Source organism: Rhizorhabdus sp. P4_G6, from assembly GCF_056401045.1.
Genome location: NZ_JBFUKC010000012.1, coordinates 85,093 through 98,779, shown reverse-complemented (window position 1 = coordinate 98,779; position 13,687 = coordinate 85,093). Strand labels below are relative to the sequence as shown.

Sequence of the window (13,687 nt, the reverse complement as noted above, 5' to 3'; positions counted from 1 at the left end):
ATATGGGGGAAGCGCGCCGCCGATGCAAGCCGCTCGCCTGCCTCAGCGCCCCTGCATGTTCCGCGCCGCGCCAGGCATGCGGACCGTCAGCCGGTCGAGCCCCTCTTCCAGGTGGATCTGGCAGGCGAGCCGCGACGTTCGGGTGACGTGGCTGGCCAGATCGAGCAGATCCTCCTCCATGTCCGACGCGCGCGGCAGCTTGGCAAAATCAGCGGCATCGATGATGACATGGCAGGTCGAGCAGGCCATCTGGCCTTCACATGTGCCTTCGAGCGGCTGGCCGTCCGCCTGCGCGACCTCGAGCAGCCGCGTGCCGGGCGCGCCGTCGACTTCGCTGCGGCCCTCGCCGTCGGCGGATATGAACGTGACCCTGGTCATACCGCCCACATAAGCTGCCTTTCGGTGGCGTCGACCAATAATGTGGTCGCCCGCTCGATCTCCTGCTCGGTCGTATAACGGCCGAAGCCGAGCCGGATGCTCGATCGCGCCTCCGCATCGGAAAGGCCGATTGCCTTGAGGACATGGCTGGGACGGCCGGACCCGCTTGCGCAGGCGGAGCCCGCCGAAAAAGCGAGCTCGCGGACGTTGGAGATCAGCCGCGCCGCATCGACGCCGTCGCTGCGCAGGTTGAGATTCCCGTGATATCGATGCGCGAAGGAGCCGTTTATCGTCCACTCGGGTCCGAGCCGGCTGGTCGCGATCCGCCACAGCCGGTCGAGGTGCGCGGCATCCTCCTCCTGGCGATCCTGCATCAGCGCCGCGGCTGCGCCGAACCCTGCGCAGAGCATCGGCGCCAGCGTCCCCGAACGGCCGACCGCCTCCTGGCCGCCGCCATGCAGCAGCGGCTCGATGCGAACGCCGTCGCGGACCCACAACGCGCCGATCCCCTTGGGTCCGTGGATCTTGTGAGCGGCGATGGCGACCATGTCGCAATTGTCGGGGATGTCGACGCGGCCATAGCCCTGCACGGCGTCGCACAGGAACAGCGCCCCCGCTTCCCGCGCCAGATCGGCGATTTCCGCAACAGGCTGGATCACGCCGATCTCGTTGTTGACGAGCATCGCCGCGACCAGACCAGTACCCGGATGTATCGCCGCGCGCACATCGTCCAGGTCGACGACACCGTCCGGCCCGACCGGCAGGATGCGAATCTCGCGCCCCCGCCGCGCCTCGGCGCGGACGCTGTCCAGCACCGCGGCATGTTCGGTGGCGATCGTCACGATCGGCCCGCTGCTGCCCTTGATCGCCCAGTTGAGGGCCTCGGTCGCGCTGCCGGTGAAGCCGATGGTCCCGCCAGCCGGGCAAAGCGCCTCGATCTGCTCGCGCGCCACCTCAACGGATGCCGCAGCTTCGCGCCCCATGCGGTGCGGGGAATGCGGGTTGCCGAACTTGTCATCGAGAAACGGCAGCATCGACTGTCGCACCTCCGGTGCCAGCGGAGTCGTCGCTTGATAATCGAGATAGATCATGCCGCTCTCCTATGTGCCGAAGTTTCGATCGCCTTCCATTCGGCGATCACCCGGTCGATATCGGACTCGATGGTATCCGATCCGAAGCTGATCCGCACCACTTCGCGTGCCGCCGCTTCGTCCCAACCCATGGCGGCTAGGACGTGGCTCGGCTTGAGGCTTCCGGACGAACAGGCGCTGCCTGCCGATACCGCGATGCCGGCAAGATCGAAGCGAATCAGCTGGGCCGTCGCGGCGACACCCGGCATGCGGTAGCTGGCGATAGTCGGCAGCCGCTCGGCGCCGTCGGCTACGACGATGCCACCCGCCTCGCGGATCGCCGCATCGAGCCGGGCGCGCAGGATGCGCGCACGATCGAGCCAGTCGGTACGCGCCTCCAGCGCGGCCGCGAAACCCAATATGGCCGGGAGATTTTCCGTCCCGCCGCGATAGCCCTGCTCCTGGCCACCGCAGGCTGCCAGCATCGCAAGGTCACGCACCAGCAGCGCACCGATGCCTGGCGGACCACCGAGCTTGTGCGCCGACACCGCGATGAAATCGGCGTCGGGCAACGGCATCTTGCCAGCGCTCTGCGCACAATCCGCCAGCAACAAACCGCCGGCCGCCCGAGCCGCCGCGACATGCTCGCGAAGCGGCTGGATGACCCCTGTCTCATTGTTGACCGCCTGGACTGCGACCAGCGACCTGTCGGGAAGCGGCGTGGCGGGATCGATGATCCCGGTCCCGGAGGCCGGCATCCGCGGGGTCTCGCCGGCGCCCCTCCGCACGGCATCATGCTCGACCGCAGAGATTATTCGCGCACCGGCCTTGGCTCGGCGCAGGACGATCTCGATCGCCTCGGTCGCGCCGCTGGTAAAGATTATGGCACCCTCGAAATCGAGCGCACGACCGATCCGCGCCCGGGCATCCTCCAGCGCCGCCCGCGCCGCCCGGCCCTCGGCATGCGGCGACGAAGGGTTCGCCCAGCGCTCCAGCCCATCCGCCATCGCCAACCGCGCGGCCGGCAGGAGCGGCGTGGTCGCAGCATGATCGAGGTAGAGGCGGGGCGTTGCCAAGGCACTGTGCTCCATTTGATTGCGCGCGGTGCGCCCCTCCTTATATAGGCGTTCGATCGAACGCGCACCATCCGCGCGGTCCGCCCAAGCCTGTCCTGAAGGATATCGATGCCCGAAGTTATTTTCCCCGGTCCCGAAGGCCGCCTCGAAGGCCGTTTCAATCCCGGACCGCGCCCGCGCGCGCCTGTGGCGATGATCCTTCATCCGCATCCGCAGGGCGGCGGCACGATGAACAACCGGATCGTCCAGGCGCTCTACCAGACGTTCGTCCGCCGGGGCTTCGCAACCCTGCGGTTCAATTTCCGCGGTGTCGGCAAGAGCCAAGGCGTGTTCGACAATGGCATAGGCGAGCTTTCCGATGCGGCGTCGGCGCTCGATTGGGTGCAATCGATCCACCCCGAGGCGCAGACCACCTGGATCGCCGGCTTCAGCTTCGGCGCCTGGATTGGCATGCAGCTGCTGATGCGGCGGCCGGAGATCAAGGGGTTCATCTCGATCGCGCCGCCGGCGAATATGTACGACTTCACGTTCCTTGCGCCATGCCCCTCATCGGGCATCATCATCCAGGGCGATGCCGACGAAGTCGTTACCCCGGGTGCGGTGCAGAAGCTGGTCGACAAACTTCGGACGCAGCGCCACATCACGATCCATCATGACACGATCCCCGGCGCGAACCATTTCTTCGCCGACGAGATGCCCCAGCTGATGAAGTCGGTTGACGATTATCTCGACATGCGGCTGTCAGGCGACCGCTGAGACCCGCTTCATTCCATAGTCCTCCTCATCGCGCGATGAGGAGGACTCGGCCTACCCAAGCGGCAGCGTCCAGATCGCGACATTGCCAAACATCACCGTCGCGGCTGCGAGCATCAGCAGCGCCCGCCGCCGGTCGCCGCGCTTGGCGAGCAGCCAGATCCCACCAGCAGCGAGCAATATGCCTGCCAGCATCAGAAGCGACAGAATCAGTCCTGCTGGTCCGGTCATTGCGATGACTCCTTAACGATCTCTGGCTGTCCTACGCTCATCCGGCTTTTGCAACTCCGCTAGCATCATTCCTGGGATTATCCTTAGCGGAGCATTGCCCCGCATTGGGATAAACCGACGACATGCGCATCAGTACGATCACCAATTTTGCCTATGGCGCGACATTGCTGTTGACCAGCGTGTCGGCAATTGCCTTCATCAGCTCGGCGAACGCGATCCTGGAAGAACGCCTCGCTGTACAGCAGCGGGCTGAGCTTGACGACCTAGGCGACGACCTCGCAATCGCGGCGGAAAAGCGGTCTGATGAAGCCCGGCTCTACGCTATGCGCGGCAATGTACGCCATCTTCGCGCCTTCCGACACGAAGAGCAGCAGATCAAAGCCCGCGAACAGACCTTGGCCAGGCTACGGCAGCGCGAACTCACCCCGCCGGAGCTACTTGCGCTCGACCAGGCAGAACAAAATATCGGCGAGCTAGATTCGATCGAGCGCGCAGCGCTGTCGCGAGCTGAACGAGGCGAGAGTTCCCCAGCGCGACAGATGCTGTTCGGCCCAGATCATGAACGTGCTCAGAACCAGGTGCTGGAACCGATCGTTCGCTTCCGATCGCTGGTGAATGTTCGGACAGGCGCCGAGGTTCAGGCAGCGAAGATCAGAAGTGATCGCTATGCTGATGTCGCCCGGACGATGCTGGGGCTGACGGCGGCGCTTTTCCTGGCTGTTCTCTATTTCGTGTTGCGCCGCAGGGTGTCCGTGCCGCTATCGCACCTTACCAGCATCGTCATGCGCCTCGCCAAGCAGGATTATAGCGTCGAAGTTCCTCCGGATCGTCGCCGGGACGAGATCAGCGAAATGTCACAGGCGATAGAGATTTTCCGTGACAATGGGCTGGAGCGCGAGCGGCTCGAAGCGGAACGGGCAGCCGAGCAGAGGGTCAAAGACGCGATCCTGCAGATGATGCACCGGCTGCAGGCGACGAACAGCCAGGACGAACTGGCCGAAGTGGTCTCCCGCTTTGCACCGCAAACCTTCCCGGCCTTGGCTGGTCATCTTTATGTTCTGGACCAGAACCGACAGACGCTGGTGCTCGCCGGAAGCTGGCTCGATCCAGTCAACCAAACCGCCTCGCTTTCGACCAGTGCCTGTTGGGGGCTCCGCCGGGGCCGGCCGCATGTCAGTGGACGCGACGATATTGCGTGCCCGCACGTCGGGCCTTTCGAACGATCGTCGCTATGCGTACCGCTGGCTGCTCAAGGCGATGCCATCGGTCTTCTCTATTTCGAAGCACCTGCCGACACTGACGCAACCGTCGACAGCGCGCGCCTCTATCTCGAGCTGATGGCCGAGAATATCGGTTTGGCCCTGGCTAATCTGCGACTTCGCGAACGCCTCACCAACCTGGCCGCCCGCGATCCGCTGACAGGGCTGCTCAATCGCCGCTGCCTCGATGAGCACTTAACCGGCGCGCACGTGCGGCAGATGCAGGTCCGTGCAGCTGCCTGATGATCGACATCGATCATTTTAAACGATTCAATGATGAGTTCGGCCATGACGCTGGCGATATGGTCATGCAGCATGTGGCAGGCATGATGATGGCAGCCGTCGGCAATGCGGGAGAAGCTTTTAGATTCGGCGGCGAGGAGTTCACCATCTTGCTTCCGGACGCGGACGAGGAGGCAAGTGCCACCTGGGCAGAAACGCTGCGGAAGCAGATACGCGCAACGGCGCTGGCATTCCGAGGAAGTCTGCTCGGCCATGTAACGGTGTCGATCGGCATTGCTGCAACCGGAACAGGCAGCATATCCTTCGCGAATCTCATTGCCTCCGCCGATGCCGCCCTCCTGGTTGCGAAGGCTCAAGGCCGTGACCAGGTCATGACCGCCTCTCGACTGCAGGCCGAAAGCACAGGCATCGGACAGACCGCGTAAGGCTGTCGGCGAGAGATGCCGCCCCGTTACGCATGAGGGCCCTCGATCGGCCGAAGCGCAGGATGACGGCTGCTTCGGCCGTCAATCGCAAGGATTTCAGAGTGGTGGGCGCAGCAGGGTTTGAACCTGCGACCCCTGCGGTGTGAACACAGTGCTCTACCACTGAGCTATGCGCCCACTCTGACGGCGACGGGAGCGAACTCGCGTGCGGGCTGAGCGGATAGGGCGGGATTTTCCTGCTGTCCAGCCAAAAAGAAGGCCGCGCGCCTCGCGGTGCAGCGGCCTCCCAATCGCCTCGCCGTGCAGCGGGGCGTCTTCTGATCGATCAGTTGACGGCGTCCTTCAGGCCCTTGCCGGGCTTGAACTTAGGCTGGCTCGACGCGTCGATCTTCATCGGTTCGCCGGTGCGCGGATTACGGCCCGTCGACGCCTTGCGTTTGCTCACCGAGAAGGTGCCGAAGCCGACCAGACGCACTTCATCACCACTTTTGAGCTGAGACGTAATGGAATCGAACACCGCCTCCACCGCCTTCGCCGCGTCATTCTTGGTCATGCCGGTCGTTTCGGCCACAGTGCCGATAAGCTCCTGTTTATTCATGCTTCATCCCCTAATCACTTATTTGGCTACCCGCGGCACGACCGGCGTTGCCAGTCGCCGCGGCCGGCGTTGCGGCCGCGGCGACGATGCTGCAACAATGATGCAATATCCGCAAGAGCCGAGACGAGCGCTTTTGGCGCCAAATTCATGCTTTTTTGGGGCGATCGAGCTGCGCTTTGGCATAGCGCTCGAAGTGTGGATCGAGTTCGGGAGGGTCAACCGGCACGACCTGCTCCAGCATGTCGGCGATGTGGCTCAGCGCAGCGATCCGCGCCGCCTTCTTGTTGTTGGCATCGATGATAGCCCAGGGGGCCCAGCGCGTGTCTGTTTCTCGGAACATGTCGTGGATGGCGTCGAGATAGTCGGCTCTGCGCGCGCGGTTGCGGAAATCGTCGGGCGTGACCTTCCAGCGCTTCCACGGATGTTCGAGCCTGTCGGCGAGCCGCTTGTCCTGCTCTTCCTGGGTGACGTGGAGGAACAGCTTGATGATGGTGACGCCGTCGGTCTGCTGTTGCGCCTCGAATTCATTGATCTCGTCATAGGCGCGCCGCCATTGGCGCTCGGCCGCATAATGCTCGACCCGCTCGACCAGCACACGGCCATACCAGCTGCGGTCGAAGATCGCGATGTGGCCCTTGCCTGGTATCTTCTGCCAGAACCGCCACAGGAAATGGCGGCTGCGCTCCTCCTCGGTCGGCGCGCTGATCGGCCAGACATGGAAGTGGCGCGGATCCCAGCCCATCGTCAGGCGCTGGATCGCGCCGCCCTTGCCGGCCGCGTCCCATCCTTCGAACACGATCATGCTGCGGATGTTGCAGACCATGTGCGCCACCTGAAGGCGCGACAACCGCTTCTGCACCTGGGCCAGCGCAGTGTCGTAGTCGCCTGCGAACGCCTCGCCCCGCTCATAGTCCGCCAGATCGATGGCCAACGCGGTGATACTCCCTGCCTCGAACCATTGCTGCATAATCGCACGGCAACGGCACATTAAGCGCGGGAGATGCTTAATAGTTTCGCGGGCGTCCTACTATGGGACATTTCGCAGGGGGCTCCTCCTGCCGGAATGTGGAGATCTGTCAGCCCTTCTGCTGCTCCACGATCCGGATGTTCAGTTCGCGGAGTTGCTTCAGGCTGACCGGCGACGGCGCCCCCATCATCAGGTCCTCGGCCTTCTGGTTCATCGGAAATAGCACGACTTCGCGAATATTCGGTTCATCGGCGAGCAGCATCACGATGCGATCGATGCCCGGCGCCGAACCGCCGTGCGGCGGGGCACCATATTTGAACGCATTGATCATGCCCGAGAAATTCTCGTCGACCTGCTGCTGGGTGTAGCCGGCGATCTCGAACGCCTTGTACATCACGTCGAGCTTGTGGTTCCGGATCGCGCCCGAAGACAGTTCGACGCCGTTGCAGACGATGTCATATTGATAAGCGAGGATGTCGAGCGGATCCATCGTCTCCAGCGCTTCCATCTCCCCCTGCGGCATGGAGAAGGGATTGTGGCTGAAGTCGACCTTCTTGGCCTCTTCATCATATTCGTACATCGGGAAATCGACGACCCAGCAGAATTTGAACACCCCCTGCTCGATCAGGCCGAGCTCCTCGCCCACCCGGGTGCGCGCCGCGCCGGCGAGCTTGGCGGTCGCCAACTCCTTGCCGGCAGCGAAGAACACGCCGTCGTCCGGCCCCAGGCCGAGCGCCGCGATCAACTTGGCGGTCGCCTCCTCGCCATGGTTCTTGGCGATCGGGCCGCCCGGCTCGCCGGACTTGATGTTGATGTAGCCCAGGCCGGCATGGCCCTGCGACCGCGCCCAATCATTCATGTCGTCGAAGAATTTGCGGCTCTTCGCGCCGGCCCCAGGGGCGGGGATCGCGCGAACCACGCCGCCGCCCTCGACGATGCGGGCGAACAGCCCGAAGCCGGAGCCCACGAAATGCTCGGTGACGTCGGTGATTTCCAGCGGATTGCGCAGGTCCGGCTTGTCGGAGCCATACCGCAGCATCGCATCGCGATAGGCGATCCGCGGGAACGGCGCGGGGGTAACCGCGCGGCCACGGGAAAATTCCTCGAACACGCCGTGCAGCACCGGCTCGATCGCCGCGAACACGTCTTCCTGCGTGACGAAGCTCATCTCGAAGTCGAGCTGGTAGAATTCGCCGGGTGAACGGTCGGCGCGGGCATCCTCATCGCGAAAGCAGGGTGCGATCTGAAAATAGCGGTCGAAGCCAGCGACCATCAGCAGCTGCTTGAACATCTGCGGCGCCTGCGGAAGCGCGTAGAATTTACCCGGATGCACACGGCTCGGCACCAGATAGTCGCGCGCGCCTTCGGGGCTCGACGCGGTCAGGATCGGCGTCTGATATTCGGTGAAGCCCTGCCCGATCATCCGCTGGCGGATCGACGCGATGACGTTCGAGCGCAGCACGATATTGGCGTGAATGCGGTCGCGGCGGAGATCCAGGAAGCGATAGCGCAGCCGGATATCTTCGGGATAATCGGCCTCGCCCGCCACCGGCATCGGCAGTTCCTGCGCGGCGGACTGGACCGACACGTCGCGTGCGCGCACCTCGATATCGCCGGTCGACAGATTGGGGTTAGCCGCATCGGCCGAACGCGCCACCACGTCGCCGGTGATCGTCACCACCGACTCAACCCGCAGCCGCTCGAGCTGTTTGAAGGCGTCGGACTCGATGTCGGTGACGATCTGGGTCAGTCCGTGGTGATCGCGCAGGTCGACGAACAGCAGGTTGCCATGGTCGCGCTTGCGATGCACCCAGCCCGACAGGCGGACCTGCGATCCGACGTCCTGCGCGCGGAGCTGGCCGCAATGATGGGTGCGATAGGCATGCATGGATAATCGACTTTCAGGTGAATTTGCGAGCGGTGCGCTTCGCGCGGGCGCGCAGTGCTTGTCAAGCGTTGTAACCCAGCTATGCACGTCCGATGCATATTCACCCCCTGATTACAGACAGCGCGACACTCGCCAATCTCTGTACCCGCCTGTCCGGCTCGGCCTTCGTCACCGTCGACACCGAGTTCATGCGCGAAAGCACCTACTGGCCGGATCTGTGCCTGATCCAGATCGCGAATACCGAGGAGGCCGCCGCGATCGATCCCAAGGCCAAGGACATCGACCTCAAGCCGTTGCTCGACCTGATGGTCGAGAATGACGAGGTGCTGAAAGTCTTCCATGCCGGCGGCCAGGATCTCGAGATCGTCCACAATCTCACCGGCAAGACCCCTTATCCCCTGTTCGATACCCAGGTCGCGGCGATGGCGATGGGGTTGGGCGAGCAGATCGGCTACTCGAACCTGGTCGAGACGATGCTCGGCATCAAGCTGGACAAGGGTGCGCGTTTCACCGACTGGGGCCGCCGGCCGCTCGACAAGCGCCAGATCGATTATGCGATCGGCGACGTCACCCACCTGGCCGAACTCTTCCCGCGCATGCTCGAAAAGCTGCGCAAGACCGGCCGCGGCGGCTGGCTCGACAATGAGATGGAAAGGCTGGGCGATCCCGCCAGCTATGCGAACCTTCCTGAACTGGCATGGACCCGCATCCGCCTTCCCAGCCGCAAGCCCGAGGTGCTCGGCCGGCTAAAGGCGATTGCCGCCTGGCGCGAGCGCGAGGCTCGCTCGAAGAATCTGCCGCGCGGACGCATCGCCAAGGACGAGACGATCGCGGACATCGCATCGCACCCGCCGCGCGAGCAGGCCGATCTCGCGAAGGTCCGCGGGCTCTCGCCGAACTGGGCACAGAATGATATCGGCGCGCGGTTGATGCACGCGATTGCCGACGCTCAGCCGATGAGCGAGGGCGAGATGCCGCCGCGCGAGGACCGCAAGCCCGGCCTCGGCAAGGAGGGCGCGCTGATCGCCGACCTGCTCAAGCTGCTGCTCAAGGTCCGTTCGCGCGACGCCGATGTCGCTCCGCGCCTGATCGCGCGCGCCGACGATCTCGAACTGCTCGCCGCCGGCGTTCGCGACCTGCCCATGCTGAAGGGCTGGCGCAACGATATCTTCGGCAAGGATGCGCTGGCGCTGGTCGAAGGCCGGCTCGCGTTCAGCGTGCGCAACGGCAAGATGGTGATGTCCGCGCTCGACAACGGGGAAGGCTGAAGCCGCTAATCGACAACCAGCTTTGGGGCCAGGCCGAACGATGCGGCGAGCGTCTTGTGACGACGTTCGACCGGCTCGCCGTAGAGGATCATGTTCTCGCGCTCGACATGGAGCTCGAGATACTTGTCTTTCAGCATTAGCCTGCTGCCGACCAGCGCATCGGCGACACCGCCCGAGAAGCGCTGGCCAAGGCGCAGCGCAAAGCCCCAGCGCTCGGCGATGACGATCTCCGACAGCGAGCAGATGCTGCTGATCACCGGCGCGCAGCCCTGCCCGCCGAAGCTGGTCCACAGCGCATGCGCCATCATCCCCCGACCGCGCGAGTCGATCCCTACCCAATTGCCATGCAGCGCCGTCTCGACGCCACGCTCGGCGCGGAACTCGGGGTGGGCGCGCCAGCCCACATCCGCCAGCAGGCAGGTGGCGTGGCGAATCCGGGCGTCGCCGGGGCTCTCCTTCTCGAACAGGGGCGCGATCCAGCGATCGAGCAGATCGCCATGTTCGGGGAAGCGCCCCTGGCGGGCGCCCTCCTCGCGGGTCGAGGTGATCAGCGGATCCTGGGCGCGCTGATATTCGGTGAGTTCGTCGTACAGCAGCCCCTCGCGCAGGCCGTAGGCAGAAACGATCAGCTCGCTGGAACCAAGGCGGCGGACGACATGGCTGAGCAGCGAAGCGGCATGGGCGAGGGTCGGGATGCGGGCGCCGGACAAGCCCACCACGTCACGAAGGCGCTTGCGATCGAGATGGGCAAGGACGCGAACCAGATGCTGTGCGTTTTCGGGGGGCATCCAGTAGTGATGCACGATCGGCAGTGGATATTCCGCCAGGTGCATGTCGAGCCGCGCGAGCGAGCGCCAGGACCCGCCGACCATGTAGAAGGGCAGCCCGGCGCCCTTGCCGGTCCAGCCGCTCTTTTCGATGGTTTTCGCCACAAGCGCGGCAAGGGCGCGCGGCCCGCGTTCCCGAACTGCGCCGATCCGCAGCACGCCAAGCGGAAAGGAACTGGTCTCCCGCACCTCACCGCCGACAACCCGGGCAAGTTCGAGGCTGCCGCCGCCGAGATCCCCGACGATGCCGTTGGCTTGGGGAATGGACGCGATGACGCCCAGACCCGCCATCCGCGCCTCGTCGTCGCCTGACAGCACCTCGACCGGCAAGCCCAGATCGAGAACGCGATCGATGAACATCCTGCCATTGGCGGCCTCGCGCACCGCCGCCGTGGCTACGGTGCGCGGACGCGGCACGCCCATCTGCTCGGCCAGGCGCTGGAATCGTGCCAGGCTGCTGAGCGCACGCTCCATAGCCTCGGGGTCAAGCGAACCATCCCGCGAAACTCCCTTGCCGAGTCCCACCATGACCTTCTCGTTGAACAGCGCGGCGGGAATGCGCGCCGGCCCATCGTAGATTACCAGGCGGATCGAATTCGAACCGATATCGATGATCCCCATGCGGGTGTGGCCGGGCGCCGGATTCCTGGCGCGGCGAAACATCGAGATCGCTGACATATGTTGCCCGTGTAGCGGATTTGTCGGTCGGATCAAACATGGTGCACCGCTATTGAGGTCCTGGCGGCATCGCTCTACCTCATCGATATCGATCAGAGCAGAAAGCCAGCCATGCGCATCCTTCGCCTCTTTCGCCTCCTGCTCATCCCCGGCTTGATCCTTGCGCCGGCGGTGGAGTTGGTCGCGGGCGGACCCGCCAAAGCCCCGCAGGTCGCAGACAGCCAGATCATCCGGCCCCTGCCACTTCCTTATGACGCGGACGCCGACGCGGAGGCGCAGCTGGAGGCGGCCGTGGCCAAGGCCAAGACAGGGCACAAGCTCGTGCTGATCGATCTTGGCGGCAACTGGTGCCTCGATTGCAGGGTGCTCGCAGGGGTGATGGACATTCCCGCGCTGCACGCCTTCATCGTGCAACATTACGAGCTGGTCAGCATCGATATCGGCCGGATGGACAAGAATCAGCAGATCCCCGCCCGCTACGGCATTTCCCAGCTGGAAGGCGTTCCGGCGCTGCTCATCGTCGACCCGCAGAGCGGCAAGCTTATCAACAGGGGCCGGATCTTTGCGCTCGCCGACGCTCGTTCGATGACGGCGCAGGCCCTGGCTAACTGGCTCGCGGAATGGGTTTGAGCGACTCCATAAGACCGCGACCCATTTTCAAGAGCTAGATCGATGACGGATATCAACTGGGACGCTGCGGCCGAGGTCCATGAACATCCATGAAATCGGCGCGCTGGCCGAACGCAGCGATTTCCCGGCAAGATAACTGCAGCAGTCGCTGCAATCCCACCGTAGATTAGGGCCTTCGCGCCGTCGAAGGTGGAGTTGCGCGGTCTAACAAGCTGCGATCGGCTGCAACAGAGCGGACCACCTCTCTGTGCTCTCGTTTACAGATTTGAGCGCTTCATCCCGCGCAAATAACGGCAAATCGTTTCGGGGGAGGCGGCGGGTCGCCGAGATCTCACAATCCCAATGACGTATATAGGCGTTAATTTCCGTAGAATACTACGGCATTTTACGAGCCACACCGACCGGCCGAACATGCTTCTCCTGCTTTGGCGTTATGTCGATGATAGGAACCGTTAGGATAGATCAGTGTTCTCTCACTCCAGATAGATGTAAGATCCACCTGCAGCACGTCGTTGATCGTCGTGCTGAATATCACTGTCGTGATCAGGATGTACTTGCACGACTTTTGAACATTGAGCGTTCGAAAGCAGTAAGATCATTTCGGATCTGCGTCGTCCTCGTGTTTAGTCGCGCGTTGTATGGGAGGTTAAAATGGGTCGATTTTCAATCATGTTGCCGATCATCGGATTGGGACTGATGGCAACGCCATCCTTGGCGGGGATCATTTCGAGCGACACGACGATCAACGGCGTCACGCTCGATTTCGGCGCGGAGCCTCCGCTCGCCGAAATGGTCAAGAACAATAGCGCGCCCAATGGCACGACGTTGACGCTGGCAACGCAGCCGAGCAACATTCCCATCAATTACACCGCACCGACGACCCTCGAAGCTTCCGGACAGGGAAATGGTTTTGCATTCGTCAGCGGCCTTGGAAATGGTGCCAACGAGTCTGGCTTCTCCAGCCTGACGATCAGCCCCCAATCGACGGCTCTCGGCTTCAACGCGATCAACTTCAATATCGCTGCTCTCGGTACCGGCAATAATACCTGGTATGGCGATATCATCCTCGACCCGGCCAATGACGATCCGCTGATCAAGTTCGAGAACGTCGCGTTCAACACCGGCGGCGAAAACAAGTTCGCCATCTTCTCCGACAGCAACACCCTGTTCTCGTCGATCACGTTCAGCGGCCTCGCGACTGCTGCGGACGGAGGAGTCGCCCAGAACTTCGACAGCATCCGCCAGGTGTCGATCGGCGTTGCGGCGGTTCCCGAGGCGTCGACCTGGGCGATGATGATCGTCGGGTTCGGCTTTGTGGGTGGACAGGTCCGCGCACGCCGCCGCACCGGAAGCCTGCCGAAGCTTGCTTCTGCCTGATGCGATCGAAAGGCGTTGC

At 63.5% G+C, this 13,687-nt stretch carries 14 protein-coding genes and 1 tRNA gene; 6 read left to right on the top strand and 9 right to left on the bottom strand.

Annotated elements, in window-relative coordinates:
- Positions 1-42: 42 nt before the first annotated feature.
- From AC1DPF_RS13530 to AC1DPF_RS13520, 3 genes are read right to left on the bottom strand one after another with little or no spacing between them, the layout of a single operon-like run.
- Entirely contained in the window at positions 43-378 is a 336-nt protein-coding gene (locus AC1DPF_RS13530; RefSeq protein WP_477870707.1) for a 2Fe-2S iron-sulfur cluster-binding protein, read from the bottom strand.
- On the bottom strand, positions 375-1,469 hold the full coding sequence (locus AC1DPF_RS13525) for a cysteine desulfurase family protein (protein WP_477961863.1): 1,095 nt from the start codon (positions 1,467-1,469) through the stop codon (positions 375-377). The genes AC1DPF_RS13530 and AC1DPF_RS13525 overlap by 4 nt, the downstream gene beginning before the upstream one ends.
- Positions 1,466-2,524: a cysteine desulfurase family protein gene (locus AC1DPF_RS13520; RefSeq protein ID WP_477961861.1), complete on the bottom strand. Its 1,059-nt coding sequence runs from the start codon at positions 2,522-2,524 to the stop codon at positions 1,466-1,468. The genes AC1DPF_RS13525 and AC1DPF_RS13520 overlap by 4 nt, the downstream gene beginning before the upstream one ends.
- Before the next feature lie 108 nt (positions 2,525-2,632).
- Here AC1DPF_RS13520 and AC1DPF_RS13515 point away from each other — a divergent pair, with 108 nt between their 5' ends.
- A complete protein-coding gene (locus AC1DPF_RS13515; RefSeq protein ID WP_477870701.1) occupies positions 2,633-3,280 on the top strand; it encodes an alpha/beta hydrolase in 648 nt (215 codons plus the stop codon).
- Between the two features lie 51 nt (positions 3,281-3,331).
- Here AC1DPF_RS13515 and AC1DPF_RS13510 read toward each other — a convergent pair whose 3' ends face one another.
- Positions 3,332-3,508: a hypothetical protein gene (locus tag AC1DPF_RS13510; RefSeq protein WP_477961859.1), complete on the bottom strand. Its 177-nt coding sequence runs from the start codon at positions 3,506-3,508 to the stop codon at positions 3,332-3,334.
- A gap of 179 nt (positions 3,509-3,687) precedes the next feature.
- On the opposite strand from AC1DPF_RS13510, the gene AC1DPF_RS13505 reads away from it, so the two are divergent.
- Together AC1DPF_RS13505 and AC1DPF_RS13500 are read left to right on the top strand one after the other, a co-directional pair.
- Positions 3,688-5,010 (top strand): HAMP domain-containing protein, encoded by a 1,323-nt coding sequence (locus tag AC1DPF_RS13505; RefSeq protein ID WP_477961892.1) that lies wholly within the window; start codon positions 3,688-3,690, stop codon positions 5,008-5,010.
- On the top strand, positions 5,010-5,435 hold the full coding sequence (locus tag AC1DPF_RS13500; RefSeq protein WP_477961857.1) for a GGDEF domain-containing protein: 426 nt from the start codon (positions 5,010-5,012) through the stop codon (positions 5,433-5,435). The genes AC1DPF_RS13505 and AC1DPF_RS13500 overlap by 1 nt, the downstream gene beginning before the upstream one ends.
- 102 nt (positions 5,436-5,537) lie before the next feature.
- Here the strand turns inward: AC1DPF_RS13500 and AC1DPF_RS13495 are convergent.
- From AC1DPF_RS13495 to aspS, 4 genes are all read right to left on the bottom strand, one after another.
- A tRNA-Val gene (locus AC1DPF_RS13495) sits at positions 5,538-5,612 on the bottom strand.
- A gap of 148 nt (positions 5,613-5,760) precedes the next feature.
- Positions 5,761-6,033 carry an HU family DNA-binding protein gene (locus AC1DPF_RS13490; RefSeq protein WP_477961855.1) on the bottom strand — a complete coding sequence of 91 codons (273 nt, stop codon included), beginning with the start codon at positions 6,031-6,033 and terminating at the stop codon, positions 5,761-5,763.
- Positions 6,034-6,178: 145 nt separating this feature from the next.
- Positions 6,179-6,964: a polyphosphate kinase 2 family protein gene (locus AC1DPF_RS13485; RefSeq protein ID WP_477870695.1), complete on the bottom strand. Its 786-nt coding sequence runs from the start codon at positions 6,962-6,964 to the stop codon at positions 6,179-6,181.
- Between the two features lie 145 nt (positions 6,965-7,109).
- The gene (aspS, locus tag AC1DPF_RS13480; protein ID WP_477870693.1) at positions 7,110-8,888 is read right to left on the bottom strand and encodes an aspartate--tRNA ligase; all 1,779 of its coding nucleotides are present in this window, start codon (positions 8,886-8,888) and stop codon (positions 7,110-7,112) included.
- 92 nt (positions 8,889-8,980) lie between these two features.
- Between aspS and rnd the strand changes: the two genes are divergently transcribed.
- Positions 8,981-10,156 (top strand): ribonuclease D, encoded by a 1,176-nt coding sequence (rnd, locus tag AC1DPF_RS13475; RefSeq protein WP_477870691.1) that lies wholly within the window; start codon positions 8,981-8,983, stop codon positions 10,154-10,156.
- Positions 10,157-10,161: 5 nt separating this feature from the next.
- Here the strand turns inward: rnd and AC1DPF_RS13470 are convergent, their stop codons facing one another.
- Positions 10,162-11,661: a Ppx/GppA phosphatase family protein gene (locus AC1DPF_RS13470; protein ID WP_477961853.1), complete on the bottom strand. Its 1,500-nt coding sequence runs from the start codon at positions 11,659-11,661 to the stop codon at positions 10,162-10,164.
- A gap of 111 nt (positions 11,662-11,772) precedes the next feature.
- Here AC1DPF_RS13470 and AC1DPF_RS13465 point away from each other — a divergent pair, with 111 nt between their 5' ends.
- Positions 11,773-12,291, top strand: coding sequence for a thioredoxin family protein (locus AC1DPF_RS13465; protein WP_477961851.1), 519 nt, complete (start codon positions 11,773-11,775; stop codon positions 12,289-12,291).
- A 651-nt stretch (positions 12,292-12,942) separates the two neighbouring features.
- Complete coding sequence (locus AC1DPF_RS13460) at positions 12,943-13,668, top strand: PEPxxWA-CTERM sorting domain-containing protein (protein ID WP_477961849.1); 726 nt, start codon at positions 12,943-12,945, stop codon at positions 13,666-13,668.
- Positions 13,669-13,687 lie beyond the last annotated feature (19 nt).

Excerpts from the sequence above, each read along its gene's own strand:
- AC1DPF_RS13530 (WP_477870707.1), bottom strand. The coding sequence starts at position 378 with ATGACCAGGGTCACGTTCATATCCGCCGACGGCGAGGGCCGCAGCGAA.
- AC1DPF_RS13525 (WP_477961863.1), bottom strand. The coding sequence starts at position 1,469 with ATGATCTATCTCGATTATCAAGCGACGACTCCGCTGGCACCGGAGGTG.
- AC1DPF_RS13515 (WP_477870701.1), top strand. The coding sequence starts at position 2,633 with ATGCCCGAAGTTATTTTCCCCGGTCCCGAAGGCCGCCTCGAAGGCCGT.
- AC1DPF_RS13510 (WP_477961859.1), bottom strand. The coding sequence starts at position 3,508 with ATGACCGGACCAGCAGGACTGATTCTGTCGCTTCTGATGCTGGCAGGC.
- AC1DPF_RS13500 (WP_477961857.1), top strand. The coding sequence starts at position 5,010 with ATGATCGACATCGATCATTTTAAACGATTCAATGATGAGTTCGGCCAT.
- AC1DPF_RS13490 (WP_477961855.1), bottom strand. The coding sequence starts at position 6,033 with ATGAATAAACAGGAGCTTATCGGCACTGTGGCCGAAACGACCGGCATG.
- aspS (WP_477870693.1), bottom strand. The coding sequence starts at position 8,888 with ATGCATGCCTATCGCACCCATCATTGCGGCCAGCTCCGCGCGCAGGAC.
- rnd (WP_477870691.1), top strand. The coding sequence starts at position 8,981 with ATGCATATTCACCCCCTGATTACAGACAGCGCGACACTCGCCAATCTC.
- AC1DPF_RS13470 (WP_477961853.1), bottom strand. The coding sequence starts at position 11,661 with ATGTCAGCGATCTCGATGTTTCGCCGCGCCAGGAATCCGGCGCCCGGC.
- AC1DPF_RS13465 (WP_477961851.1), top strand. The coding sequence starts at position 11,773 with ATGCGCATCCTTCGCCTCTTTCGCCTCCTGCTCATCCCCGGCTTGATC.
- AC1DPF_RS13460 (WP_477961849.1), top strand. The coding sequence starts at position 12,943 with ATGGGTCGATTTTCAATCATGTTGCCGATCATCGGATTGGGACTGATG.